The organism is Arthrobacter sp. 2MCAF14 (assembly GCF_052115645.1).
In the GTDB taxonomy this organism is placed as follows: Bacteria; Actinomycetota; Actinomycetes; order Actinomycetales; family Micrococcaceae; genus Arthrobacter.
Genome location: NZ_JBFRHB010000008.1, coordinates 94,346 through 120,040, shown reverse-complemented (window position 1 = coordinate 120,040; position 25,695 = coordinate 94,346). Strand labels below are relative to the sequence as shown.

Sequence of the window (25,695 nt, the reverse complement as noted above, 5' to 3'; positions counted from 1 at the left end):
CAGGCTTGTGGGAAACTTTCATCTACGAGATGCCTCTCTTTTCGGTGGTCAATGTGCTCTAGACAAGCTCCATTTTCCTCGAAAAGACGGGCATTCTCGGTTTAAACCGCCGCCCGCGTCTCGATCATCATCGGTGGATCAAGGCTTAGCTGGGGCCGGGACATTTTCGTCCCTGCTACGCGGCGCAGGGACATCGTTGCGGCTTGGTGCAGCGGATGCGGCAGTGACGCCCATCTGATCATCGAGAGCATCGATCCGGTCACGCGTCGATGCGGGAGGAGGTCGGCATGGCCTACACCTGCGTGGAATGTGACACTTTCCACACCCACCCAGTGCTGGCTGCCCACGGCGCAGAGCTGCTCAACCGCAGGGAATCCGCGCCCATTCACGCCCAGCCTGTACGGCCAATGATTCCAGGCCCGCCAGGATCGACACGCTCGTTCAGGGTATCGATAACCCCCAGCCTGCCTTAATCTCGCCACAAATACGCCGTTCGGTTGTACGGCCAATTGTCCGGTCTACCGTCAGCTGCCGCTGTCCGGGTCAGGTGTCTGGGGTCGGACCGTTGCTTTGCGCACGGGACCGACCGTTCCATCGGTTCCGTAGTCTCCCTCGGCGTACTGGCCTATCTCGGACTCCGCGGTGCGTCCCGGAACCGTTCCGGCGTCTCCCAAGTCGGACTTCGCATAGCGCCCGGCTTCCCGGGCCTTCCCGCCCAGGGGCTCGGGCAGACCGCCCTGGCTGCCGGCGGTGCCGTAGTCACCTTCGCTGTACTGGCCTTCCTCGTCATCTGGGTGCCGTCCGGGCTGCCTGCCCGTCTTCCCGTAGTTGCCCTCGACGTACCGGCCCCGGAGCTCCGGTTCCTCGGAAGCTTCGTCGCTCGTCTCTTCAGTGGGTTCTGCTGCGTCGTTGATGTCGGCCATGATCTTGCCTTTCCCGCGACCAACTGATGCGTCTCCTTGGGCGCGTTTCAAGTCTAGCGAGCGGCATGGCGGCGCGACAGGCAGCTTCTGTCACGGCCGCGCCGCAGCAGCGGGCCTACAGTCCGCAGACTCGCCCGGCGTTGCAGAAGACTGCCGTGCAATGTCGCAGTGCCGGGTCCCGCTAGCCTAGGCGGCTCGGGTACGCACCGGCGTCTTGAGAATATCCAACGTCCTCACGCCCCGTGTCGTCCGGATGCTGCCGGCTAGTGCGGCCCTCCTGCGCCGCCTGGCATGCCGGCCTTGATCAGGTCCATGACGGACGAGTCTGCCAGGGTGGTGACATCCCCGATCGGCCGGTCCTGGGCGACGTCCTTGAGTAGCCGTCGCATGATCTTGCCGGACCGGGTCTTGGGCAGCTCCGCGACCACCATGATCTGCCGGGGCCGGGCGATCTTGCCGATTTCCTTGGCCACGTGTTCACGCAGCTCCTGCACGACTTCCGGGCCGCCGTCGCCCGCCTCGCTGCGGAGGATGACGAAGGCGACGATGCCTTGCCCGGTGGTTTCGTCCGTGGCGCCGACGACGGCGGCTTCGGCGACTTTCGCATGGGAGACGAGGGCCGATTCGATTTCCGTGGTCGAAAGCCGGTGCCCTGCCACGTTCATCACATCGTCCACCCGGCCCATGAGCCAGATATCCCCGTCCTCGTCCTTCTTCGAGCCGTCCCCTGTGAAGTAGAGCCCCGGGAAGCGTGACCAATACGTGTCCACGTAACGCTCGTCGTCGCCCCAAATGGTGCGCAGCATGGATGGCCAGGGTTCCCTCAGCACCAGGTATCCGCCGGAACCGTCGGCAACCGATGCGCCCGCGTCATCTACGACGTCGGCCACGACTCCGGGCAGTGCCTTCATGGCGGCGCCCGGCTTGCCTGCTGTAACTCCAGGGAGTGGACTGATCATGATGGATCCGGTCTCGGTCTGCCACCAGGTGTCCACAACGGGTGTTCGGTTGTGCCCGATGTTCTCCCGGTACCAAATGTATGCAGCAGGGTTGATCGGCTCTCCCACCGTGCCGATCACACGCAGGCTCTCGAGGCTGTACTTGGCCGGTATCTGGGCGCCCCATTTCATGAACGTCCGGATGGCGGTCGGTGCACAGTAGAGAATCGAGACCCTGTATTTGTCGATGATCTCCCACCAGCGGCCCTGGTGGGGGGTGTCCGGGGTACCTTCGTACAGCACGGAGGTGGCGCCATTGGCCAAGGGACCGTACACGATGTAGCTGTGCCCGGTAACCCAGCCGATGTCCGCGGCTGTCCAGAAGATATCGGACTCAGCCTTCAGATCGAACACTGCCCAGTGGGTATAGGCGCATGCGGTCAGGTAGCCCCCAGTGGTGTGCAGAATGCCCTTGGGCTTGCCGGTGGTTCCCGAGGTGTACATCACGTAGAGCGGATGCTCGGCATCGAATGCCTCGACCAGGTGATCTTGGGAAGCCAGCTCAACCGACTCATGCCACCAGATATCGCGCCCCGGTGTCCAGTCGACCTCCTGGCCTGTGCGGCGGACCACCAGGACGTTGCGGACGTCCGGGCAGTCCAGCAGTGCCTCGTCGACAGCGGACTTGAGGCCGGTGGCCTTGCCGCGGCGGTAGGCGCCGTCGGAGGTTATGACGATCCGGGCATCGCAGTCGTGGATCCGCGTCCGGAGGGCGTCCGCGGAGAACCCGCCGAAGACGACGGTGTGCGGGGCCCCGATGCGGGCGCAGGCCAGCATTGACACTACGGTTTCCGGAATCATCGGCATGTAGATGGCCACCCGGTCACCGGCCTTGACGCCCAAATCGCTCAGCGTGTTCGCCGCCTGGCAGACCATGTTCGTCAGTTGGGCATAGGTGATGGTGCGGGTGTCTCCGCCTTCTCCTTCAAAGTAGTAGGCGACCTTGTCTCCGCGGCCGGCGGCTACATGCCGGTCCAGGCAGTTGTAGGCGGCATTGAGCCTGCCCCCGATGAACCATTTGGCGAATGGCGGGTTGGACCAGTCCAGGACCTCCGCCCATTTTTGCGACCAGTCCAGCCGCTCCGCCTGCCGCGCCCAGAACGCCAGCCTGTCGTCGTCGGACTGGTCATAGTCCGACGCCGTGGCGTTGGCTTGAGCGGAAAAGCTGGCTTCCGGGGGGAAGCGCCGTTGTTCGTGCAGCAGGTTCGCGAGGGTTTCATCCGATTCTGTTGGGTAGTCGACCATCTCTGGTCACCGTCGTCCTACCGGGAGCACGGTCCGCTTGAAGGTGGAGTTCGCGACCACCGCGAGGGAGCAGTACCACGCAATGAGCGCCGTCACGAGGCCCAGCCAGCCGCCCAGCATCGTCATGCCGCTTGCCCCGGCGAAGGCGCCGATAAACAACGCGATGAAGGTGAGGGTCAGGAAGACGAAGACGGCGAAGACGCCCAGGCTGACGCGCCAGGAGGCAATGGTCATATAGGCGGTAAAGATTGCCCAGGCCAGCAGGTAGAGGCCCACGGCTTTGCCGGCGTCGGCTGTCGGAAGGCTGGCTGCGCTGAACTGGCTCAAGAACCAGAACGAGAGCCAAAACGCGCCGTACGAGCAGAAGGCGGTCGCGCCGAAGACGTTGCGGTTGGCAAACTCCCAGATCCCTGCGCCGAATTGTGCCAGGCCGCCGTAGAACAATGCCAGTCCGAGGACGACGGGTTCGTCGGCTTTGACGATCAGGCCGGCATTAATGGCGCTCAGGACAAACGTGGTCATTGCGAAAGCGCCCAAACCCAAGGCTGCCGGATCGGCAAAAGGAGGACTGGTGCTCGCCTGTGGGGAGATTGCAGGGCCCTTGGCTGATAGGGGATTTTCAGTCCTGTGACCACTATCGGCCGGGACGGTTCCCGCGGCAGAACTTGATTCGATACTCATGGCACGACTCCTTGGTCAGCACCAGCACCATCGCTGGTGACTTATAACAGACTACACCTGAGTATGCAAGACGAAATTGGAAATCCATGTGGTTCAGATCACAATATGTTGTGACGCAGATCACATTCTGCTGATCGGCTTACGAGTACGCCACTGGACGAGACGCGACTTGATCTGGTTAGGCTTTGCGGGTGAAAGAATTAACGACTGACCGCCTCTGGCTCCGGCGTTTCACCTCCGATGACTCGGATTTCATCTTTGACATGTACTCCCGCTGGGAGGTGCAGCGCTTTATTGGGTTGACGCCGCGGTTGATGACCGAACGTGTCGAAGCAGACGAACGAACCGCCCGATACGCGGCGGTCGAGCACCCTGTGCATGGGATCTGGGCGATTACCGACAAGTCAACCGGTCAGCGACTCGGCGTGCTGCTTCTTAAACCACTACCTGCGTCGGGGTCCGAAACACAGCCGGGCCCGTCCTGCGAAATTGAGATCGGCTGGCATCTTCATCCGGATGCGTGGGGTCAAGGCTACACAAGCGAAGGGGCGGAGGCCGTTCTCGCTCATGCGTTCGCGACGGGACTCAACCGGGTCCTTGCCGTGACGAACAAGAACAATGTCGCTTCGCAGGCTGTCGCGCGCCGCATTGGCATGACCCGCACGGGAACGACGGCGGACTTCTACAACACCGAGTGCGAGCTGTTTAGTATCGAGCGAGAGTAATCGCAGTGAAACTTGTCTAAGTTCTCCGGATGGCATCTCCAATTTCGAGTAACGCGGGAGATACCCGGTCGAGGATCGGCTATAGGGCACCCTCCTGCGGCGAGATGTTGTCCATGGCGGCCTGAATCTTCCGAATGATTGACCCAAGAAGGCCCGACGCGAGAAGTCCGAAACCGAGCGGGCCCGCGGAGTCCTCACCAAGTGGCGGCAACTGCTGAAGCGCCGCCCTCACTTGAGCACTCATGTGCTCGAGTTGCCAGGAGATCTCGTCGGAGATGGCCGTGGGCTGATCCGGAGCGGCCAGCCCGGCCGCTTTCGCGGCGTAGGCGGCTGCGCCGAGAGCGTGCGCGCCCATGTGAGCGACGCCGGCGGCTTGTCCAGCAGCCCGGGCGGCCGCCACAGCCGCAGGAGAGCGCACCGCGTGCGCGGCCCGGCCAGCAACGAAGCGCCGGCGAATCTCACCGGCGGCGTCAAGTTCGCCCTGAGCAAACGCCCGGGCACGAGCGATGGCATCACGTGGTCGGCCGTCGCTCGGGGCCTCCGTTTCGAACAAGACCAGGACCCGCTCAGCACGGTCCGCCGCCCACGTTGCGACGAGGCGGCGATCAGCTTCGCTCAGTGACTGCGGGGACGGCATGGCAGCATTTTCGCACGGGGGCTCGCAGGACGGTCAGCTAACGGCACCAAGGGTGACACCGGAGCCATTTCATGAGGCGTGTTTGCTCGTTCAGTTCCGATCTGCGCTAGGCGGCCATGGCGGCGTCAGGGGATTGACATCTGATTGCTGGGGATCGATCAGGGTTGGCAGGTGGTGGGATTGCGAGCAGTGGTGCAGTGCTTCCATGGCGGCGGGGTCGACGTTGGCCCCGGTGACGTCGATTTCCAGGGCCTGGCCTAGCCTGAGTGCGTTGGCCCGCCTCGCGACCGCGTAGAGGGCGTGAAGGCTGCGGGAGGTTAGGTGCCCCTGGGCTGTGATGCGGGTCCGGGCACTGTCGATGTCCATTTTTACGAGAAGCCGGATTTTTTCGGTCATGAGTCCTCCTCCGATCAGGAACCGCGACGCTGCGGCCCGGAACAAGACTAAACGGAGGATGTGATGCAGGCAACACCCGATTTCGCCGGCGCCGCCGACCGCTGTGCACCTTCCATTTGAGCTGTACCGAACGCTCTCCGTCGCATCCTTACACCCGGGCCGCGGCCGTGCTATATTTCTGCTACTTACTGATTGTTTAGTAAGTAGGGAAGGATCGGGGCAGCATGGAGAGACCAGTGGAGCCGGAGATGCGTCCTTCTTCTTCCCGTGTGGACCAGGAGATGCGGGATCGGATCTTGGCCGAAGCGGTAGGCTTGTTCCTGGCCAGGGGCTACAAGGGCGTGTCCATGAAACTGCTTGGCGAGGCCGTCGAGGTCACTTCTGCGGCCTTGTATTATCACTTTCCCAAGGGCAAGGAAGAGCTCTTCACCACGATGATCCAGACGGTTTTCGTGGACCAGGGGGTGGGCGGGATCGATCGGGCCCTTGCCGGGGCACAGGGCTTCCGGGAGCGGTTGACTCTGCTCACCTCGGCGCTGCTCGCTCTCCCTCTGGATGATCGTTTGAGTGTGCTGCTGCGCGATGCCAGGGAGCATCTTAAGGACCCGGAGCACCAACGGGTGATCCTGTCCTTGCTCGACCGGATCAGACGGCGCGTCACAGGTCTCTTTGAAGAGGCGCGCGATGCGGGCGAGATGCGCCCTGATCTGCCGGTCGGCGTTCTGGTCAGCCTCTACATGGGCATGCTGCGGGGGGCCAAGGGCGTGCAGACGTCCGATCGGGCGGTCGCTTTGGTCAGCATCCTCTTGGACGGTATCGCGAAACGGGAGCAATCCCCGGTGCCCTGGAGCGCGCACGGCAGCGGCCTGCTGAACGATCGGGCCTCTCTCGATGCGCCACCGGATCGGGACCGTCCATTCCCGGAAAGGAATGATGTTCCATGAATGCCATTGAGACACAGGGCCTGAGCAAGCACTTCGGCAAACGCGCCGCCGTCGATGGCCTGAGCATGTCCATCCCTGCCGGGTCCATCGCGGGCTTCGTGGGCCCCAACGGGGCAGGGAAGACGACCACTCTCCGCCTGCTCCTGGGACTCGTGCGCCCCGATGCCGGCGGCGCTACTGTCCTGGGCTCGCCCCTGACCGAGCCTGGTCGTTACCTTCCGCGGGTGGGGGCGCTCGTGGAGGCTCCGGCCTTCTACCCGAGTCTGTCTGGTCGGACCAACCTCCAGGTGCTTGCCCGTCTCGGCGGCCATCCCCGTTCCCGCGTGGCCGAAGTACTGGAGATGGTGGACCTCGCCGATCGGGCGCGCGATCGGGTCGGAACCTATTCCCTGGGCATGAAGCAGCGGCTCGGTGTGGCGATGGCACTGCTGCCCGATCCGGAGCTGCTGTTCCTCGACGAGCCGGCCAATGGCCTTGATCCGCTGGGCATCATCGGGATACGTGAGCTGCTGCGCCGCCTGCGTGAGACGGGGAAGACCATCCTGCTCAGCAGCCACCTGCTCGGAGAGCTGGAACAGGTCGCGGACTGGCTGGTGATGCTCCACGAGGGGAAAGCGTTGTTCTGCGGCCCGGCCGGGGACCTGCTGGCCCAGCGCGTCGAGCTCGTGGTCGACGCCGAAGACGCTGCCCGGCGTGAACTGGTGGTCAGGATCGCAGAGGGCGCCGGCTATGCGGTCACCGGGGACGAGCGCGCCGTGCGTATCGCCTGCCCCGCAAGCTTCGCCGAGACCCTGGACCGGCAGGCCAGCGAAGCCGGCGTGACCGATCTGGCCATCCGGGTCAAAGAGGGCAGCCTCGAACAGCTGTTCCTCGCTCTCGTGAAAGGAGACCGTCCATGACCTCCGTCATTCGCGCGTTTCTCAGCGAAGTGCTGAAATTCAGGCGCTGGAGTGTCCTGGCCGGTGCTGGGGCGATGGTGGCGGTGGGTACCTTCATCGCCTACCTGACCTTCCACCAGATCGCCTCCGGAGCCACCGGCAAAGAGATGACGGGCCTCATCGCCGCATTCGACACCCCGCAAGGACTGGTCGCCATCATCGGCCAGGCACGGTCCCTGATCATTGCGATTGCACTCGTTCTGGTCAGCGCCAATCTCGCGGCGGAATGGACCCAGGGGACGCTGCGCAACCTGCTGGTGCGTGCGCCGCACCGCCTGCGGTGGCTGGCGGGAAAGATGCTCGCCGTCGTGCTCTTCGTGCTGGCCTCGATGCTGCTCACCCTGATCGTCAGCGGCGCCTTCGTCCTCATCCTCGCCCGGGGGCAGGGCATCCAGACCCCGGCCTGGACCTCGGCGGAAGGGCTGCGGGTCTTCCTGGAGTTCCTCGGCAACGAGGTGCTCTGCCTGGTCGGGGTCAGCGCCCTGGGCATGCTCATTGCAGTGCTGACCCGTTCGGTGGTTGCCGCCGTGGGGATCTCCCTGGCCTACGTCCTGGTGTTCGAGGGGATCGTTGCCGTGGTCGCGCCGCAGGTGTCTCAATGGTTTCCCGGCCGGGTATTCAACACCATTGTGGGGGCGAGCGTGCCCCTGGTGGGCCCGACGCCTCCCCAAGGCTATCCGGAAGCCCTGGCAGCAGCCCTCCTTTGGATTGTCGGTCTTGTTGTGGCAAGCGCCACCGTGTTCCCGCGCCAGGACGTCAAGGCGTGACAGAAAGAGGGCACGCGATGCCCGAGCAGCAACCTGAACAGAACCCAGGGGTGAGCCAAGAGGAACATTTCTTCCAGGCCGGGGATGACGCTCCCCGTGCGGGAGGTGAGCTCTCCGGCGTCGTCGGCAACGAGCGGCTGACCGCCTTGATAGGTGCTGTGGTGCTGGTGTTGTCGGTGGCCGAGGTCGCCACCGTTCCGACGCTGGGCAGCCTGATGGTGGCGCACTTCTTCGTTGGTGTGCTCCTGGCGGGCCCGGTCGTGGCCAAGACTGCCAGCACCGGCCGGCGATTCGTCCGCTACTACACCCGGGATCCCGCCTACCGCCGCAAGGGTCCGCTCCGGGCGCTGCTGCGCGTGAGAGGGCCGCTGCTCGTGGCCTCGACGTTCACGCTGATAGGCAGCGGTATCGCCTTGGCCGTCACCGGACCTGCCTCCGAAATACTGATCCGGGTGCACATTGTCAGCTTCCTGGTCTGGCTCGCCACCATCGCAGTGCACGTCGTCGCGTACGTGCGGCGGGTACCCGGGCTGCTAGCCCAGGACTGGCGCAGCCGCCCCGGCCGGCAGAAGCGGGAGAACGCTTCCGCACCGGAGACACCGGGACACCAGATGCGGCTGGCGGTCAACGTAGTGGTGCTCGTGCCGGCCGCGATCGCTGCGGTGGTGCTTCTGCCGCCCGCCGCACCGTGGGTCGGGTGGCCTGGTCAGGCCGTTCGGCGCGAATCCCCGGATGTTTCCACGCACCCGGGGATTGGGTGCGGGCATGTAGCACTCTCCGGCGGCGCTTCAGCAAGCGCGGACATCTCCGGAGCCGTCAACCGTCAAGAAGTTGTTCCCGCCCGGCCCTGACGCGAAAACAAGTACACGTTACCCGTGCAATAGCGCCGGCCCGGGTGTTGACTTGAATCGGAATCAGTGTGGACCGGCCCGCCAACCGTTGGCCGGTTATCGGACGGGCCGGCGACGAAGAGAGCGTCCAGTTCCTGGAGCCTGAGCTCTCGACCCCCAGACGTCGCCGGCCCCTATCCTGCCCTGCGGATCGGCCGCTCCATAGCTGGGGCGAAGCGCCAATTTCCGGGGCGCATCGCGCGGCTGCAGAGAAGCACCCGGCGAGGATCGTCAGTTCTATTCAGTCTTCGGAAGGCTCGTCTGCGCCTTCTTGCGCTCGGACCTCTTCTTCGTAGGCGTATGGCCATTGGCGGCGCACCGCGAACTCGTCCCAGCCACCCTGCAGGCGGTTGTGCGCCCGATTTGCGAGGATCTCCAGGGACCGCACAATTTCCCCGGGCGGTAGCTCGGGCCTGCCGGCGAAGTACCCCAGCAATATATTCACGGCCGTCGCTTCCTGCGGTGTCATTCGAGCCATACGGTAACCGTAGAACGGGGGACCTGCTCAGGAAGCCTTCGTGGCCCCGGTTCGACCTTTTCTTCGACCGCCCGTTAGCCGATCCTCAACCGGATGACCGTGAGAAGCTGGGCGAATGATTCCGGAGCACACGATCCTCCCCGTCCGTGCCGGCACCGAGTCCGATTTCGATGAGGCATTCCGGGCCTGATCAGCGAGCAGCCGGGCTTCTGCGGTCTTTCGTTTTCACGCTCGAATCGAGTCCCCAAACCTGTACCTTCTCCTCGTTGAGTGGGATGCGGTCGAAGCCCATACTGACGGCTTCCGTGGATCCGCGGACTATGAGCGGTGGAAGGAGCTTCGGCACCATTTCCACGACCCCGTTCCCGGTCGTTGAGCACTTCACAACGGTGGGGTAGCCGATCCGCTTACGGGCATCAGGGGTGACATTTAGCGTCGCGAAACGCCGCCACTTAGCGCTGCGAATCACATCTGCAGACCCTCGAATTACATCCAGTCCCACCACTCTTTTTGTCGTGCCGCTTCTGCTATAGTCGCGCTACCATGAACACGCACGTGCAAAAACCTAAAACGTGGGCACGGGTTACTCGCTGGATTCACCACTATCGTATGGCGGCGTTCAGTCTTGCTGCAGGCGTGGTCATCGTCATTGCCGGTATCGTCGTGACGATCCTCCTGCAGGAGAGCCACGGTACCCACAACCCGGCGGCACAACTACAGGAGAGCCCCGGTACCCCTAACCCGGCGGCACAAAAGTACTATTCGCCGCTCACGGGTGAACAAGTCGCCGATGAAGCGGCGACGAAGCAGGCCGTCACCGCGATCATGATCGAGAATAGTCCGGATGCGCGTCCGCAATCAGGCATCAAGGACGCCGGTGTGGTCTACGAAGCAATCGCCGAGGGCGGCATCACCCGCTTCCTGACGTTGCATCAACAGGACAAACCCCAATTAATCGGCCCGGTGCGGAGCCTCCGCATCTATTTCCTTGATTGGCTCGCACCATATAACGCCAGCGTGGCGCACGTTGGCGGCAGCGCGGACGCTCTCGCTGAGGTGCGAAACGGCAGCTACCGCGACATCGACCAGTTCTTCAACGCCGACAGCTACTGGCGCTCGGCCGATCGCAACGCCCCGCACAACGTCTACACGAGTTTCGAAAAGCTTGATGCCCTTAACCACGCAAAAGGGTACAACGGATCGCGTTTTACGGGCTTTACCCGCATGGACGGCAAACCAAGCGAAGCGCCGACTGCAACAGCAATCACCATCGACTTCGGCGACGATCCGCTCTACAACACCACCTACGCCTACGATCGGACGACAAACACCTACGCCCGATCACTGGCCGGAACACGCCACCTCGACCGTGAAAAAGGGCAGCTGACACCAAGCGTCGTCATCGCCATGCAAATCGATATGAAACTGGCCCAACCAGATAACGGCCTCGAAGACATTACGACAACGGGGACCGGCAAAGCGACAATTTTTCAAAACGGGACCGCCGAGGCCGTCACCTGGCACAAAGCCGACCGGGCAGCCCAAATCAGCTTCACCGACGCCGCCGGAAGAGACGCACCATTAGTGCGCGGCCAAACCTGGATAGCCGCCATCCCCAACACTGGCGGGAGCGTCTCGTGGCAGTAAACAGCCAGCGGTCCACCGGTCGCAGCCAGGTAGCCGCTGAGGCCTGGGCACCTTGTGGGTTTGCCAGTCCCTGAGAGGGGCCTGTCTGTTCCCGACATGTGTTGTCGCCCGTAGGCATCGGTCCGCCAACGGGGCAACGGACACCCAAAATTTCCGGATCACGATCGCCGTATTTCCGCGGCCGCCCGATTCCCGCAAGTCCCGCCTGAGAAAATGCCCGGTGTGACGGGGGGATAAACGGTCCGTTCAAGACCATGACCGGACTCATCATCGGATATGCGCGATATGTGGGCATGGGACACGTCCAGCCCGGTGGGTGTCTCGCGGTTTCGTCGCGCGGAAATTGAGCTGAGACTTGACCGTCAAACGAAGTCAACGATCACACCTTAGCGCTACTTTTCTGCGGTATGGGTGGTTGGGTCCCCAAGTGGAACTATGGGGGATCCGCGCGTACGTCCCGGGGCGCGCACCGCGGTCGGGGCCCTTGATAGGGTCTCTTCTGCACGTTGACGGTCCCCTGTGCCGGGGGTAGTCTCGGCGCCAAGCTGACGCGCATTGGTTCGCGGTACGCGTAGCCGACCGGGACGGGGAATTGGCCATGCATCAGGCGTATCGGGTTATCTGTCACATCATTGCTGTTTGTGTCGTCATTCAGGCGGCCGCCATTGCGTGGGCGACGTTCGCGATGGGCCAATACGTACAAGACGGCAGGCCCATCACTGACAGCACAGACTTCGCGGGCTTCGACGTGCACCAGGTCGTGGGACAGTTCATCATCCCGCCGTTGGCCATCGTGCTGCTACTCATTGCGCTGATCGCCAAACTCGGCGTCAAGTGGGCGGCGTGGCTGCTACTGGCCGTCGTGATTCAGGTCGGCCTTGCCTTTGCGTCCTTCGCCGTACCCGGTCTGGGAATCCTGCACGGCATCGTCGCCTTCGCGGTTCTGGGGCTGGCCGAAGTTGCAGCCCGTGCCGTCGGCGCACGATCCGCTCCCGCCCGTGCAGCACAGGCTGGCCCCGTGAGGTAGGTTCACCTGCTGATGCGGCGCGCCGGGTAACTACCATTCTCGCTGGCCGGTGGGCCAGTCGTTTGGGCAAGGATATGAATACCCGTAGCCAGCCGCCTGGTCGGCTGTGAGTGGTTTCCGCATAGGCTGTAGCTATCGGTCGTACGCGAGCCCGGGTCTCACGCCCCCGCCCGGCAGGCGCCCGGGTCGACCGAAGTCCTGTTCTTCCAGTTCCCTGAGCCGTCGAGGTGAGGTCCGTGGCCAGCCCAAGCTGCACGGGCCGTCGTCTGGCGGCCGCTGCCCTCGCTTCATCGCTCGTACTTGCCGCATGCACGCCGGGGAGCGGGGTGACGGGCACCCCCACGATGCCCGGCGCAGGGGACTCCTATTACCCCGGCCTCGGCAACACCGGATACACGGCCGACCACTACGGGCTGAACCTGGACATCGACCCCGCACGCGGCTCGATCTCGGGGACTGCCACGATCGATGCCCACGCCACCGCCGACCTGCCGCGCTTCTCCCTCGACCTCGTGGGCCTCGACGTGCACGGGGTCAGCGTCGACGGGCAGGTCGCCACGCCGAGCCGGCAAGGGGACAAGCTCGTCGTCGTCCCGGCCCACCCACTGTCCTCGGGGGCGCACTTCTCCGTCGCGGTGACGTACAGCGGAACCCCGCAGCCCATCCCGGATCCGAGCGGCAACCGTACCGGGGCGGACAAGGTGGGCTGGCATCACGACGGCGACGAGGTCTACGTGGCGAGCGAGGTGTCCGGGGCGCGGACGTGGTATCCGGTGAACGACACTCCCCGGAACAAGGCCACCTATTCGTTCAGCCTCACCGTCCCCGCCGGCTTCACCGCGGTGGCGAACGGGACGCCGCGCGGCCAGACACCGCACGGATCGACCACGACTTTCGCGTGGGAGTCCACCGCGCCGATGGCAAGCTACCTCGCGGCCGTCGATGTGGGGCGCTTCGATCAGATCACCGCGACGGGACCGCACGGCCTGCCCATCACGGTCTACGCGCCGGCGGACCTCTCTGCCGCCGCCCGCGCCCGGTTCGCGCAACTGCCGGACATGATCGCGTACTTCGAAACCCTGCTGGGCCCGTACCCGTTCGACACCGCGGGCGCCGTCGTGGTCAGCACGAACTTCCGCTGGTCCCTGGAGACCCAGACACGCCCCGTCTACGGGAGCCAGGTGCTCACGATGAACACAGAGACCGCCGCGGAAGGCATCTCGCACGAGCTCGCCCACCAATGGTTCGGCGACTCCAGGACCCCCAGCAACTGGAGCGGCATCTGGCTCAACGAGGGCTTCGCGACGTACCTGAGCTGGGTGTGGCTCGAACATACCGCGCAGCGCGATTACCTCACGGGGCTCATGGAGAGCCAGTACGGCTACGAGCTCAACGCTCCCAACTACGCGACGCTCCTGAACCACACCGACCTGCCGCCGGATCAGATCCTGCCGGTCCTGCGCCGCCTGTTCCAACCCGGCGGCCACCCCGTGCCGGACGCGCAGATCCTCTCCGCCATGGGGCTGAACTCCCCAAGCGGGTTGACGTCCGCGAAGGCCCTCGGGCTGCTCGGGGTGAAACCCGGATCTGCGGATGTCGCGGGTTATCTTGAGGACGGTCGGTCTTCCGCGCCGGTATCGCCGCCCGCGACGGACCTCTTCACCGGCGGCGTGTACAACCGCGGGGCCATGACGCTCCAAGCGCTGCGGGTTCGGGTGGGCGATGCAACGTTCTTCCGGATCCTCAGCACATATGCGGCGGAGCACCGCTACGGGAACGCCACGACCGACGACTTCATCCACACCGCTGAGATCGTCAGCCACACGGCCCTGGACAGCTTCTTCCAAACCTGGCTCCGCGATCCGGCCGCACCGCCAATGCCTGCTCTCCTACCCACGCAGTGAGGCCCGCGGCGGAGGCATTCCGTCCTGTACTCGTCCGACAACGCCGGATTTCCGCACCGAACTGAGTCCAGCGGCCTCGCTGTTCCCTCAATGCTGAGGCCGGCCGGAAGGCCCCCCGGCCGGCACCAGGCCGCCTGCGCCCAGCGCCCCGCCACTTACGGCCAACAGAATCACGCCATATACCCCTGACAATCACAAAAAACGACAGAGCGACCCCCTCCCGTTCCTGTCCGGTGTCTTGGAAAACAATCCTTTGCTCAGACGCCCTTCAATGAAAACCGGCAGTCTCGCTTCTCTTTGGAGTAGCGTGCTGTTTCTATCCAACTGGGAGGGTACGTACGTCCGACTTTTTCCGACCTCAACGGAAGAGGTCAAGCACGAACTTGAAAAACTCCGCAGGCAGGCCCAGCGTGAGGTACTCGAAGCGCAGGCCGAAAAGCTTGAAACCCAAGAGCTCCTCTCGATTGCCCAGGCCGAGATTCAAGCCTATGATTTCGCGTTGCAGGAGCATCCAGTCCGGAATCTGCTCGAGAGTCCCCGACGAGCAGCAGGTGTACAGGTGGAAGAAAGCCGGCGGCGCATGGCCGCACCGGAGCAAAGTTGATCGATGCGAATGCGAAGAAGGAAGCCTTCCTTGCCGCGCACGCAAGGCTCTGAACCCTGCCTGGGCGGGAATTATGTCGGCGCGCCGTACGTTGCATGTCCGACCACCCGAGTAAGGAAAGGGATGCACCCTAGTGGCAACTGATTACGACGAGCTGCGCACCGAGGTCCAGGAATCACAGAACGACTCCCTCGAGACCCTCAAGTCAGCCAACGCACCCGACCCGCAAAGCGTGGTCCGCGAACTGGACGCGTCCGATGATATGGACACTACAGGGATCCCCGGCGGAGAATTCATCGCCGAGGAACTCGTCGTCCAGGTCGTTCCACAACTTAAGGACGAATTCACCTGCTACTCCTGCTTCCTTGTCCGGCACCGCTCCCAGATGGCACGCGAACAAGACGGCCACGCCTACTGCATCGAATGCGAGGGCTGATCCCCAAGGGGCACTCAAGCAGCACTCGGCTGAGCGGTGGAACGGACGCAGAAGCTCGCGGGCTGATGCCTCCCGCCCGAGCCTCAGCCTTTCTCGACGCAAACCGGGGGCGTTACTCAAATGGGTCCGGACATGGCAAGAGACCGGCCGGCGCACGGGCGGCTAGTCTCCTGATGGACCGTTTAGAGCGGCTGGCTGTTTTCCGCCTGGGGTCCCTTGGGTCCTCGGGTGATCCGTCCCGTGGACCGAGGCACCCGGCCCTCCGCCTCGCACCCTGAACACGGGCCACGACGGCGGAGGCTCATCCACAGGAACGGAGACCCAGCCATGACCGCAACCCTGGTCCACCCCACGCGGGTCGCCCCGACCGTCACCACCACGGCGACACTCGGCGCCGAAAAGCCCGGCACCGATAAGACCCGGGAGTTGGGTCGGGATTTGCACGGGTCTTGGTCAGCGTCACCACCAGCACCGTCATGGTTGCGGCCATCGCGACGCTCCTGTTCCTCGCCGTCGGCCCCCGCATCCTCGGCTACCAGACGTCCACGATGCTCGCGGGCTCGATGTCGCCGCTGATCAACCCGGGCGACGTGGTAGTCACCGTCCCCGTCCCGGTGAAGGACCTGAAGGTCGGGGATCATCATCGACCACATTCCGGTGGAGGACCAACAGGTCGAGACCCTCGGGGTGCACTTCGTTTTGAGGTGTGGCCTGTCCCCGTCTAGCCGGGGGAGTCCGTTCATGCGACTGTGGTGAAGTGAATTCCGGACTTGTTGACGCATCCGGGTGGGAAATGTCCCGCATAGACCCGGCTTGTCGACGGCTCTCGCGCGCCCTGGCCGGCTCGATCCTGCTGTCGGCCGCGTTTTGTCTTTACATCTTCTTCGCCAAGGAAACACGCTCCCTGTATGTGCACGAACCGTGGCAGGACGATCCCTACGATGCACTGATCTCGTTCGAGTTCGTGGTGCTTCCCGTTCTTACCGTTCTGTGCGCCTGTCGGTTCCTCGTCTGCGCAAGGCATGCCGCGGTGCCAGGCCGCCGCATCATGGACCTCATACGGGCGTGCTACCTGCTGAACGGCATCGTCGCGGTGACCGTCGCAGCGGAATGGGTGAGCGTGCTCCTTGGCACACACGCAGCCGACTGGACGCCGGTGACGGCCGGCGTGCTCGCTGTCCTGGCCGCGTTCAGCACCGCAATCCTGCTCATCCTTATCCTCCTGACGGTGGCCCGCATGGGGATCCGCACCCGGGTTCCATCCGCGGGACAACCGGACTGGCTCGCCGACGGTCTGCTCTTTCTCGAACTGATCGCCAGGGCATTCGGTCCGCCGGGCAAACCGGTGCGGGTCGTCATTGTCTGGACCAACCGCATCTCCTCCCGTTGGATCCGGCGTTACCCGCTGACTTTCCTCGCAGGCGTCTCGGCCGTCTTGGCGATCCTTGGCGGCGCCGTCCAGATCATCCAAGAAGGTTACGGGCCGGGTTTCGCAACCTACTTTCCCGCTGTCAACGGGGCCAGCTATTACGCGTTCTTCGCTATCGCCAACGCCTACCTCGGCCTGATCGCCACGGAACCCATAGCACACCATCCCGGACGGTTGGCGGCGATCACGGCGGCAGCCAGCATCCCTCCGGCCGTGGCCTTCCGGCAGTTCCTCGGCTGGATCGTCGGTGCCACCGGGGACCACGCAACAGCACCTCAGCTCTACCTCCTCACGGCACTCGTCGCAGCAACGACAGCCGCAGTGTCCGTGGTCATCGGCCTCATCGTCCGCCGGCTCGTACCAACTCAAGGTTCCTGACCGCCGGTAGAAGATCACTTTGCAGCTAGCAGGACAGCGCGGCCCCCGGATTGGTTCCGGTAACCTCTGATTAGCCCACACCACATGCCGCGTTTGGGCCGAAGCCAAAGACAGAGAGGCCACCGGTGTCATCTTTCCTGACCGGATCCGGAGACAGGGTCCCTGATACCACCCGGGCAGCGTTGAGCCCGGGTACGGGCAGGATGCACCGTGCCTGATCTCATGATGATGTTCGCAGGTCCGCGGTCTCCAATGACTCTGGCCCGCATGGTCGCTTCGTTGGGATTTCGGGATCCGGCATGGTCGGCGGGACCGCATTTTGTCGGACTCAAAATCGGCTTGGTCCTTGTGGCCGTAATTGTGATCCTCCGTGTCCGCCGGCGCGTTATGGTCCGGCTGCGGGGCTTGGGATGGTTGCGGGGCTGGGGGTGGCGGCGGATGGCGATCGCCTGCGGTGCAGCCGCCGTGCTGTTCTATGTAGCGTGGATCTTCTATCTGAGCGGCACGATGCCCTCAGTGACCGTCGCCTACAACTGGAATATGGCCTGGCTCGCACTGGACGGGTTCGAAGGTCTCACAGCGCTTCTAACAGCCGTGTTCCTGTTCAAAGGCAGTACCTACGCGGCGCTGAGCGCCGCCGCCTTCTCCACCAGCCTGTGCATCGATGCCCTTTTCGACGTCACGACCGCCGCCCAGGGGCCGCCGCTTCTCACGGCGATCCTGGAAGCTGTCCTCGTTGAACTTCCCTTCGCGGCCATCTCCGCTGTCCTTGCCGTGAAACTCCTCACCGCAGCCCCCCGCCCGTCAAGGGCATCTCAGGGATGAGGGTTGGCTGAGAGGACCGGAGACACTCGCGAAGCAACGCTGCTGGCCAGGAAACCGTAGCGTAGCCAGTAACTGCTGAGAGCAACCTTGGCCGCATCGTACGGGAGCGCGGGTTCGGGGGAGAAGGCTTCACCGTATGCCAAGCCGTCCTCTGCCAGGTGCATGGGTCAGGGGCCCTCTGCCCTGCCGGGGCGTTCCAGCGTTCGTCATTCCTTGCTGGCGCGAATGCGGCAAGGACCCCAAGCGCTCCGGGGTGCCTCCAAGCCGTCGTCTTCCAGGATCGGGGCGGCCTGCACGATGACCAGCGGGCAGGCACGGCCGATGGTGCGGATGATGGTGTCAAGGATTGTGTAGCCCAGGGTGGATCCGCGGAACGCGGGCTTGATCAAGATGCCGGAGACATACATGAGGTCGGGGCCTTCGCCGTCGTAAAGGCCAGCGTCGCCCATCACGTCCGGGCTCTCGTTGATCAGAATCTCCGCGAGGTTGGCCAAGTCCTGGTCGACAGCGTCGAGGGTGGTAAAAGAGGTCGGTCGCCGATGACGCGCCCCCTCGGGTTGTGAGCTCAAGCGGCCGGAGCGCGGGATGGCGGGACTGCGATGCTGTCTCCATGACATCGTTGCTCGAGACCATGGCCCGTTACGAGATGACGGCGTCGCGGGCCTTCCCTGGCGCCGGGCCCTAGTCTAATGTTCCATTCAGTCGTATTGGTGTGGGGGTGGGAACAATGACGGCGGCCGAAGTCGGGACAGTTGCATTGCGGCGCCCCATCGGCGCGGATGGCCTTCCGGGGCGAACCGCAACAGCGGTCGCGACGAGCCTTCTGATAGCTTGTCTGAGCTCTTGCGCCTACTCGCCGCAATCCGGGACAAGCCCGGCCGCACCGGCTGGCACCCCCTCGACAGCAGCCCAGCTCCAGAAGGTCATGGGTCCGAAGCCCGGAGGTACCGTAGTTGATGGTTCAGGAGGTATCGCCGGCCCCTCAGCCGCGTTCGAAGTCGGGTATAACTCCCTCGACAGGGGGAACTACTCTGTGACCGCCGCATGCGTAGGCGCACCGCAGGCCTTGCTGACTCTCTCCCAGCAAGGCTCGAGCAACAGCTCGAAGATGAATGTTTCCTTTCCGTGCGGGAGTCCGCACGGAGAGCAGATTTACCTCGTCGTCGGGCCCGTCTCTGCTCGGGTCACCCTTCCAGAGGGCACCTTTGGATCTACGGGCGCCCGGGCGGGGATCAGGATCACGAAGCACTCACCCTGAAAGATTCATCGGAATGGATCCTGTGTGCACTGAGGGGCCGGTTAACGGGCAACCGTGGTTGCTTCAGAGGTCCGCTGGCGTGCTCCGACGACTCATCCGCGTCCTGTCGCCAGCCTGAAGATTTCGGTTTCGACTTGCGCTCTCGTTCGACCGTACGGCTTTCCCCAGCTTGCGAGCAGGTCCAGGTATTCGCCGTAGGAATCGGTGCTTTTCTTTTCGAGGGGAACTCCGGCTGGGTCCTCGAGCCACCCGACGATCCTGTCGTCGAAGATCGGGGCGGCGTTCGGGTCCTCAGGGCCGTCGACGGCTGAGGTGAAGTGCAGCCACTTGGTGAAGTAGGAGGACCTGAGGTGGAGGATGCGGCCCTCGTTGTTCATTAACCGGAAGGCCTCCAGGGCCCCGTCTGCGCGCACAGACCTGGCCCCTGCTTCCAGCCGGTCTGCGACAGCGGGATCCACCGGTTCCGAGACCGCGTCGGCGCTCTTGGCGTTGGTCTGGGTGAGTATCCACCGGGTCCGCAGCGCACCCATGCCGGCGGTGGTGCCCCATCCCCAGACCATCGCCGCGATGAATGCGGGGAGGACCCGGCCGGCGTTCAGCTCGGTTGAGACCGCATCAAGGGTTGATTGCCGGCTCACCCGCTCGGGAAGACGGTGCAGGAGCGACAGAACGTCCGGAAGGTCGTGCATTTGGTCCAGCCGCGGCTGCTTGGTCCAAGGGAAGGGGCTCTGCGGCCGGGCTTCGCCGTCGAGTGCTTCCGCCAGTACGGCGGGGATGTGCGTTGTCATGGGCCAATCTTCACCCAGCGCAGGTACATTTTCCCGGCACACTGGGGCATGTCGCTGGCAAAGAAGTCAGCGAAACCCGCCGTTTTCAGCCCAAATGGGCCGTGACTTTCCCGGTGAGGGAAGGCGAGCGGACACTTTTGTGATTGAGCTTGAGGTCTACGCCATGGAGTCGGCAACCGTGCGTCCGGCTCTAACAATTTTGGAGTCCGTCTGACTGCCGCGGGACTGGCCCGGGTCCGGTTTTCTTGGGGAACGGCTGCGCAATGCCTCGGTCGTGGAGCTCGACGGCGATCACGCCCACCAGGCGCAAACGGAGCACCCGGCACTGAGTTTCGGCCGTGGACGCCGTGGATCGCCGGGATGGCTACGAGATCGTCGGGAGCTGAATTCCCTTACGGTCGGCCAGCTCCCTGAGCTTCTCCTCCTCGTCTATCGCGACTGCCACGTACGCGTGGATTCCATCGTCGTCCTTGCGCAGCGTGTACTCGTAGTCACTGTCGGTCAAGAGTTCATCGTCTGCGAAGAAATGCCACCGCACGCGCACCCGGATGATCCGTTTCGTCACATCGATACGCTCGATGATGGTGTGCTCAATGCGCGTGAGTCCGAACGACTTGTACAGCGGATAGGCCTGGGCGAGCCCCTGGGCCATCTCCTCACGGGAACGGAGTGTCCCAACAAATCTGTCGGTGATCATCGTTGCCGGTGTACCCCACTGGGCCGCCGATCGCACGGCATCGTATGAGGTCAGCGCGTCCTGGTACTCGGCCAGGAATGCTTCAACATCATAGCTATTCCGCGGAGCCATAATCCGACGCTAGTTGAACGACAGCTCACCGACAAGCCACCGGACAGACCAGACATACGGGAAGCGTCCTGTTGTCTGGTTGCCGGGACCATCAAGGGTGTCTACTGGGGTTGTCGGTGACCAGAGAACGGCGCTACGGTTTGGCCATGGCACGCATGGCCAAGCCTGAGGACATCGATGCGATCTGCGGCGCACTGCCCCAGGTCGAGTTCGGCTTCTCCTGGGGTGACCGACCGACATACAAGGTACCGCAGGGCCCTAAAGGGCGCGGCTTCGTGCTGTACCGTGCACCCCACCAGACCGCCATAGACCCGGACACGGGACAGCCGTACGCGGACCTTCTCGTGATCGTCGTCGCGGACGCCCACGTCAAGGCCGCCCTTGTCGAAGACCCATCCGTGCCTTTCTTCACGATCCCCCATTTCGACGGCTACAACGCCGTCCTTGTGCAGGAGTCCCGTCTGGGCGAGATGGACCGCGACCACCTCGAGGAGATCCTCCTCGAGGCCTGGGCCGCGCGGGCACCGAAAAGGCTGGTCAGAGAGTTCTTCGCGGCCCGATGACCGATCCTCTCCCGGTCTGAGGAACGCCCTGGTTGGTCCCGGGCCAGGTGTAGTCGCCGGTGAGGTTGATGTGTTCCCAGCCCGGGGTGAGAGGAACCGTAGGAGTTCCGGTCGATGTCAGCGCCGTCGCTGGTCAGGGTGGTGATGGTGCGGTCCGGTGTTCCAGAGAATGATGGGCGTCACCGAGGCTGGAGTGAGGGCGCATCATGGCCGCGACGGTAGAACGGGAGGACAGGGCCTGGTTTTGCTTGTTCTGCGCTGTGCGGATGAGGCGCCCGATGATTCGGTCGTGCAGATCGATGATTTCGTCGGTGACCTTGCTTTCTACGGCTATGGCAATGTGGGTGCGTATCGGCGCGAGGGTTCGGGCAAGGGGGAGCGGCCGCAGGTGAGTAGCCCCGGCGCATCGCGCGAAGGGCTGCTCGGCCGGGCCGACGCGGCGGGAGGCGCTAGGCCACCCGGTAGTGCATGTGCGTGACGCCGGGTGCGTCGATTACACGCGTCAGCTCCAGTTCGGCGTGTTCTGCGCCGAACAGTCGCCGTCCCCCGCCTAGCAGCACCGGGATCAGATGGATCTCCAGCTCATCGAGCAGGCCCTCGCGGAGAAGGGACTGGGCGAGCCCGGCCCCGTGCACCATCACGTCCCGGTCGCCGGCGACTGCCTTGGCCTCGCGGACCGCCGTGGCCGGGTCGTGCACGTAGTGGACCCAGCCGCTCTGCGGCTCGGGCAAGGGGCCACGGGTGGGCACGAAGATGGGCACGCCGTGGTGGTCGCCGCCCCAGTGGCCGGCGTAGTCAAAGGTCTTGCGGCCGACGAGGACCGCGCCGGTCGCCATTGACTCGGCGAGGACCTGCCCGCTGAGCCCCGGCGGGTCGAAGTGGGGATAGTCGGAGACGGGCTCGCCCAGCCACTCGTGAAGTCGGAGGCCGCCGGTTCCGAGCCCGTTGCCGGGGCCATCGTCGGGACCTGCGATGTAGCCGTCGAGGGACATCGACATGTACAGGATGGCCTTGGTCATGGTGATTCTCCAGCGGTGTTCTGTCAGTGATGCCGGGTGGGAAGGTAGATGAGTTCTTGGGTGCGGCCGTCGAACGTGCGACTCTCGATCAGCTCCAGGTCGAAGTCGGCCGCACCCTGGAAGATCGGCTCCTGTCCGGTATGACCGGAGATCACCGGGAAGATCGTCACCTGGAGCCGGTCGACGAGGCCGGCGGCCATCAGCGCCCGGTTCATCGACAGGCTGCCATGCGAGCGAAGCGGCACCTCGGACTCCTCTTTGAGTCGGGCGACGACGTCCACGGCGTCACCGCTCACGACGGTCGCGTCCGGCCAGTCGAGGGGGCCTTCCAGCGTCGTCGACACTATCGTTGCCGGCAGGCTCCTCATCCGGGTGACCCATGGGTCACGCACCTCGGACTCCGCCGTGCTCGAAGCCAGCATCTGCGCGAACGCCCGGTAGGTGTTTGCCCCGAAGACCATCCGCTGCTCCGCGCCGTACAAGGCGAGGCGGTGATCGAGCAGCTCGGGGCCTTGTTTGCCCCAGTAACCACCCCAGTCGCCGTGGGCGTTGTACGAGCCGAAGCCGTCGAGGGTGGTGAACACGTCCCAGGTGTAGCTGGCAGTCATGATGGTCTCCTGATTCTCACTTGGTGGGGTCGGGCGCGTACCGGGGGAGTCCGGCGGGCCGGTACGTCTGCAGGATGATTCCCTTCGGGAACGCCCGCGTCGCTGCCAGTTCGAGCGCCAGATCGGGGCCGTGTTCGGGGAACAGCCGCGCCCCCTGGCCGACGATCACGGGGCACACGAGCAGGGTGAGCTCGTCGACGAGGTCGTTTGCCAGCAGCCAGCGGGCGAGTGCGCCGCTGCCGTGCACCTGCAGTTCGCCCCCGGGCGCGGTCTTGAGCTCGCGGATCGCGCTGGCGAGGTCCCCGGAGTGCACGGTCGTGTTCGCCCAGGCCGGGTCGGTAAGGGTGGTGGATGCAACGTACTTGGGCCTGGTGTTCAAGGCCGTGGAGATCGGGTTGTCGCCCTGGTCCGAGCCCCAGGTGCCGGTTCCCCAGGACCAGGCGAACATCTCGTACGTGCGTCGGCCGAACAAGAACGCGTCGGCGCTCTGGTAGTAGTCGCCGACGTAGGCCAGCGACTCGTCGTCGAACAGCGGCCTGGCCCAGCCGCCTCTCTCCATGTCCGGGTCGAAGTCGGCATGACGTCCGCCGTTGGACTGGTAGACGCCGTCGACGGACACCTGGATTGTTGACCTTCAGCTCCATGGCAGTGGTTCCTCGTCTCATGGTGGCGGTCGCGTTGGGATGCGCGCCGGCTGATTGCTCGATATGTACCTTAACTCGATATGTACCTTAAGAAGTGAAGCACGCTTGACCTTAACTGGGTATGGATGGAGCCGTGGCTGACTTTGCCGCCAAGTAGGCGCTCGTCCTCCAGACGCTCCCGGCCTGATGTGCACCCCTGGGCCAGGAGTCGGTGCGGACTCTGACTGTCCTCAGGCCGTGCTTATGCATCGCGGGGGAGAGAGGGTGCATTGATACTCTGGGTGTGCTCAAACTGTCAGAAGGGGGACGGCGAAATGGGTCTTAGGAGTCTTTTTCAGCGAAGAGCTGCAATTGCGGCACCCGTGGTTCCTGTTGTTGAGGCGGCCGCCCCTGTCCCGGATGCGCCCGTGTCACCGGAGCTCCTGGAGGAACTGCGGGTAGCGTTGGCAGAACTCACTGAGGCTGCCAAAGCCTCGAAAGTGACAACTTCCACGTCTGCGCTCGGACGGGCCGGCCCTGGACGGAAGACGCGGCGGTGGTCAGAGCCGTAGCGGCCACGATCCGTGAATTCCCGGAGACGTACAGCCAGCAGACGACATAGGAGCCTGCTGTGCCTGGAGTGCAGCGGAAGCTCGAAGAGCCAGGATCCGGCCGGGATTTGGCAGGATGGACCCCGCACGGAAGCCATCGCATGGTCGGGCTCACCTGATGAGGGGTGGTTCTTGTTATGGTGTCTGGCCCGAGTAAAAGAGTCGGGACCGGCGACGGGCTGGGAGAGTGGCATGGGGGACACCATCCGCCTCGGCCGCCGCCGGCCTGATTTCATGTTTCGACGACGGATCAGAACGGCCGCGCGGCCCTGGATCGTGGTTGGCCGGGACTTCACTTACATCGGCGACGTCAATCCAGCGCGTCGGCAAGGGCATAACGTCCGAAATCGCTTAGTTGCGCGTCTCATCAGGTGCTTCCGGCGCGGAATTGCTGGCCAGCTCACTACTTAGATCCCGGATGAGGCCGCTCGCGGCAACCTCACGTGTCTGAGAAACTCCCGCCGCCGCGGCTTGTTTCGTCGGATACCTCACGGACAAGGCGATAATTTCTCCGTTACCGCCACGAAGCCTTAGTTGATATCCGCCCTCCGGGGCGTTTATGAGTTCGAAGTAACCGGCCATTATTTGTGATCAGACCCCGCGTAAAAAACTAGGAAACGCATCACGCCCCCGGGTGATTGACAATATTTGTCATTGAACATAACAACCCTATCACTTTGTCCTAAAGATCGGAGGTCCGCATTCAGGACGCCGGCAACGGTCATCCGCAGCTGCAGAGGAGAGACTGAGTGGACCTACCGGAAATTGATCAAGAGGGGAGGCGGCGATCCGTGAACTACGCAGAGCCGTGTAAGTCTAGCTCAGCAATCAGGGAGATTCTGCCTAGGACGACCCACCTCCTAAATCAACAATCACTCGTATGACCATGAGAACTTCGTGGCACCAAAGTTGTTATAGGAGGTGGGTACCAAAATACCCGGAATTACGTGGGTTCTGGCCTATTTGTGGTCATCTTCGTGGCACGATAACGACCCATCTCATTAGTAACGTTGGTGGCTCATTTTTCGCCGTGACGGACGTGGGGGAGTGTGAAGCGGGGGAGTGGAAAGGTAGTGGCCGACTTGCCGTCAAACATGCGCATTGAAGCAACGCCTTCCCGAGCCCGGCCGAGCTGCTGCCCGGGCTCACGGTGGGCGACATGCGAACGGAAGCGCGGACCTCGAAGCTGCAGTGAACGTCAGCAAGCATGCTCAGCCGGACACCGCGGTCTCCAACTGCAGCTGCGGGTATGGCCGAACGCTGAAGGACCGTCTCGCGAGGCGTTGTAGCTTAGCTTCGTACGTTCGAGTAGAGAAGCATATCCCGGCGCTCACCGCCGATTTCCTGAGACCCCCGGGTCTATGTCCTTAACCGTGTATGCGTGAAGGCATACGAGTGGACGACTTGCCGTCAAACGTGTGCTCGGCATTCCTCGCGCTGAAGCAGCCCCTGCCCGAGCTGCTGCCCGGGCTCGACGGCTGGAACGCTGGAAGCCTCGTTTCCGTTTGCGCCGGGATTACCGCTGGGGGCTCCTGGCCGTGTGCT

General features: G+C 63.8%; 28 protein-coding genes and 1 pseudogene. 14 read left to right on the top strand and 15 right to left on the bottom strand.

The genetic code is table 11. The features are described from left to right. Positions 1-524: 524 nt before the first annotated feature. The 3 genes from AB4074_RS08585 to AB4074_RS08575 all read right to left on the bottom strand — a co-directional run bounded on the left by AB4074_RS08585 (position 525) and on the right by AB4074_RS08575 (position 3,847). Entirely contained in the window at positions 525-923 is a 399-nt protein-coding gene (locus tag AB4074_RS08585) for a hypothetical protein (RefSeq protein ID WP_441413008.1), read from the bottom strand. Between the two features lie 263 nt (positions 924-1,186). Then, complete coding sequence (gene acs, locus AB4074_RS08580; RefSeq protein WP_441413007.1) at positions 1,187-3,166, bottom strand: acetate--CoA ligase; 1,980 nt, start codon at positions 3,164-3,166, stop codon at positions 1,187-1,189. 6 nt (positions 3,167-3,172) lie between these two features. Continuing rightward, on the bottom strand, positions 3,173-3,847 hold the full coding sequence (locus AB4074_RS08575; RefSeq protein WP_441413006.1) for an acetate uptake transporter: 675 nt from the start codon (positions 3,845-3,847) through the stop codon (positions 3,173-3,175). A gap of 191 nt (positions 3,848-4,038) precedes the next feature. Between AB4074_RS08575 and AB4074_RS08570 the strand changes: the two genes are divergently transcribed. Continuing rightward, the gene (locus AB4074_RS08570; protein WP_441413005.1) at positions 4,039-4,572 is read left to right on the top strand and encodes a GNAT family N-acetyltransferase; all 534 of its coding nucleotides are present in this window, start codon (positions 4,039-4,041) and stop codon (positions 4,570-4,572) included. A 79-nt stretch (positions 4,573-4,651) separates the two neighbouring features. Here AB4074_RS08570 and AB4074_RS08565 read toward each other — a convergent pair whose 3' ends face one another. Continuing rightward, a complete protein-coding gene (locus tag AB4074_RS08565) occupies positions 4,652-5,209 on the bottom strand; it encodes a putative immunity protein (RefSeq protein ID WP_441413004.1) in 558 nt (185 codons plus the stop codon). A 90-nt stretch (positions 5,210-5,299) separates the two neighbouring features. After that, a complete protein-coding gene (locus AB4074_RS08560; RefSeq protein WP_441413003.1) occupies positions 5,300-5,605 on the bottom strand; it encodes a hypothetical protein in 306 nt (101 codons plus the stop codon). A 224-nt stretch (positions 5,606-5,829) separates the two neighbouring features. Between AB4074_RS08560 and AB4074_RS08555 the strand changes: the two genes are divergently transcribed. The 4 genes from AB4074_RS08555 to AB4074_RS08540 are packed head-to-tail and all read left to right on the top strand — an operon-like array spanning position 5,830 to position 9,105. Continuing rightward, the gene (locus tag AB4074_RS08555) at positions 5,830-6,549 is read left to right on the top strand and encodes a TetR/AcrR family transcriptional regulator (protein WP_441413002.1); all 720 of its coding nucleotides are present in this window, start codon (positions 5,830-5,832) and stop codon (positions 6,547-6,549) included. Next, positions 6,546-7,448: an ATP-binding cassette domain-containing protein gene (locus AB4074_RS08550; RefSeq protein WP_441413001.1), complete on the top strand. Its 903-nt coding sequence runs from the start codon at positions 6,546-6,548 to the stop codon at positions 7,446-7,448. The genes AB4074_RS08555 and AB4074_RS08550 overlap by 4 nt, the downstream gene beginning before the upstream one ends. After that, positions 7,445-8,254, top strand: coding sequence for an ABC transporter permease (locus tag AB4074_RS08545; RefSeq protein WP_441413000.1), 810 nt, complete (start codon positions 7,445-7,447; stop codon positions 8,252-8,254). The genes AB4074_RS08550 and AB4074_RS08545 overlap by 4 nt, the downstream gene beginning before the upstream one ends. 50 nt (positions 8,255-8,304) lie before the next feature. Beyond that, complete coding sequence (locus tag AB4074_RS08540; RefSeq protein ID WP_441412999.1) at positions 8,305-9,105, top strand: hypothetical protein; 801 nt, start codon at positions 8,305-8,307, stop codon at positions 9,103-9,105. 280 nt (positions 9,106-9,385) lie between these two features. Here the strand turns inward: AB4074_RS08540 and AB4074_RS08535 are convergent, their stop codons facing one another. Next, positions 9,386-9,622, bottom strand: a complete 237-nt coding sequence (locus tag AB4074_RS08535) for a hypothetical protein (RefSeq protein ID WP_172465705.1) — start codon at positions 9,620-9,622, stop codon at positions 9,386-9,388. Positions 9,623-10,165: 543 nt separating this feature from the next. Between AB4074_RS08535 and AB4074_RS08530 the strand changes: the two genes are divergently transcribed. The 8 genes from AB4074_RS08530 (at position 10,166) to AB4074_RS08495 (ending at position 17,872) form a co-directional block, all read left to right on the top strand. Next, on the top strand, positions 10,166-11,269 hold the full coding sequence (locus tag AB4074_RS08530; RefSeq protein ID WP_441412998.1) for a DUF3048 domain-containing protein: 1,104 nt from the start codon (positions 10,166-10,168) through the stop codon (positions 11,267-11,269). Between the two features lie 598 nt (positions 11,270-11,867). After that, positions 11,868-12,296, top strand: coding sequence for a hypothetical protein (locus AB4074_RS08525; RefSeq protein WP_441412997.1), 429 nt, complete (start codon positions 11,868-11,870; stop codon positions 12,294-12,296). 236 nt (positions 12,297-12,532) lie between these two features. Then, on the top strand, positions 12,533-14,200 hold the full coding sequence (locus tag AB4074_RS08520; protein ID WP_441412996.1) for a M1 family metallopeptidase: 1,668 nt from the start codon (positions 12,533-12,535) through the stop codon (positions 14,198-14,200). Positions 14,201-14,507: 307 nt separating this feature from the next. After that, entirely contained in the window at positions 14,508-14,804 is a 297-nt protein-coding gene (locus tag AB4074_RS08515) for a hypothetical protein (RefSeq protein WP_441412995.1), read from the top strand. Between the two features lie 133 nt (positions 14,805-14,937). After that, a complete protein-coding gene (locus tag AB4074_RS08510; RefSeq protein WP_441412994.1) occupies positions 14,938-15,240 on the top strand; it encodes a DUF4193 domain-containing protein in 303 nt (100 codons plus the stop codon). Positions 15,241-15,689: 449 nt separating this feature from the next. Next, the gene (locus AB4074_RS08505; RefSeq protein ID WP_441412993.1) at positions 15,690-15,965 is read left to right on the top strand and encodes a hypothetical protein; all 276 of its coding nucleotides are present in this window, start codon (positions 15,690-15,692) and stop codon (positions 15,963-15,965) included. Between the two features lie 32 nt (positions 15,966-15,997). Beyond that, the gene (locus AB4074_RS08500) at positions 15,998-17,047 is read left to right on the top strand and encodes a hypothetical protein (protein ID WP_441412992.1); all 1,050 of its coding nucleotides are present in this window, start codon (positions 15,998-16,000) and stop codon (positions 17,045-17,047) included. A gap of 210 nt (positions 17,048-17,257) precedes the next feature. Next, on the top strand, positions 17,258-17,872 hold the full coding sequence (locus AB4074_RS08495) for a hypothetical protein (RefSeq protein ID WP_441412991.1): 615 nt from the start codon (positions 17,258-17,260) through the stop codon (positions 17,870-17,872). Here AB4074_RS08495 and AB4074_RS08490 read toward each other — a convergent pair. From AB4074_RS08490 to AB4074_RS08475, 4 genes are all read right to left on the bottom strand, one after another. Then, on the bottom strand, positions 17,863-18,036 hold the full coding sequence (locus AB4074_RS08490) for a hypothetical protein (RefSeq protein WP_441412990.1): 174 nt from the start codon (positions 18,034-18,036) through the stop codon (positions 17,863-17,865). The genes AB4074_RS08495 and AB4074_RS08490 overlap by 10 nt on opposite strands. A gap of 42 nt (positions 18,037-18,078) precedes the next feature. Beyond that, the gene (locus AB4074_RS08485) at positions 18,079-18,366 is read right to left on the bottom strand and encodes a hypothetical protein (protein ID WP_441412989.1); all 288 of its coding nucleotides are present in this window, start codon (positions 18,364-18,366) and stop codon (positions 18,079-18,081) included. 856 nt (positions 18,367-19,222) lie between these two features. Beyond that, positions 19,223-19,918: an 8-oxoguanine DNA glycosylase OGG fold protein gene (locus AB4074_RS08480; RefSeq protein ID WP_441412988.1), complete on the bottom strand. Its 696-nt coding sequence runs from the start codon at positions 19,916-19,918 to the stop codon at positions 19,223-19,225. A gap of 364 nt (positions 19,919-20,282) precedes the next feature. Next, positions 20,283-20,726 carry a hypothetical protein gene (locus AB4074_RS08475; protein ID WP_441412987.1) on the bottom strand — a complete coding sequence of 148 codons (444 nt, stop codon included), beginning with the start codon at positions 20,724-20,726 and terminating at the stop codon, positions 20,283-20,285. Positions 20,727-20,872: 146 nt separating this feature from the next. Here AB4074_RS08475 and AB4074_RS08470 point away from each other — a divergent pair, with 146 nt between their 5' ends. Continuing rightward, positions 20,873-21,289, top strand: coding sequence for an MmcQ/YjbR family DNA-binding protein (locus AB4074_RS08470; protein ID WP_441412986.1), 417 nt, complete (start codon positions 20,873-20,875; stop codon positions 21,287-21,289). A gap of 175 nt (positions 21,290-21,464) precedes the next feature. Here AB4074_RS08470 and AB4074_RS08465 read toward each other — a convergent pair. The 5 genes and pseudogenes from AB4074_RS08465 to AB4074_RS08445 all read right to left on the bottom strand — a co-directional run. Beyond that, positions 21,465-21,655, bottom strand: a pseudogene (locus tag AB4074_RS08465) (hypothetical protein); the annotation flags it as partial. Between the two features lie 83 nt (positions 21,656-21,738). Continuing rightward, a complete protein-coding gene (locus AB4074_RS08460; protein WP_441412985.1) occupies positions 21,739-22,308 on the bottom strand; it encodes a dihydrofolate reductase family protein in 570 nt (189 codons plus the stop codon). Positions 22,309-22,331: 23 nt separating this feature from the next. Next, positions 22,332-22,916: a dihydrofolate reductase family protein gene (locus AB4074_RS08455; protein ID WP_441412984.1), complete on the bottom strand. Its 585-nt coding sequence runs from the start codon at positions 22,914-22,916 to the stop codon at positions 22,332-22,334. 16 nt (positions 22,917-22,932) lie between these two features. Continuing rightward, positions 22,933-23,535 carry a dihydrofolate reductase family protein gene (locus AB4074_RS08450; RefSeq protein ID WP_441412983.1) on the bottom strand — a complete coding sequence of 201 codons (603 nt, stop codon included), beginning with the start codon at positions 23,533-23,535 and terminating at the stop codon, positions 22,933-22,935. A 966-nt stretch (positions 23,536-24,501) separates the two neighbouring features. Continuing rightward, complete coding sequence (locus tag AB4074_RS08445) at positions 24,502-24,732, bottom strand: YegP family protein (RefSeq protein ID WP_441412982.1); 231 nt, start codon at positions 24,730-24,732, stop codon at positions 24,502-24,504. Positions 24,733-25,695 lie beyond the last annotated feature (963 nt).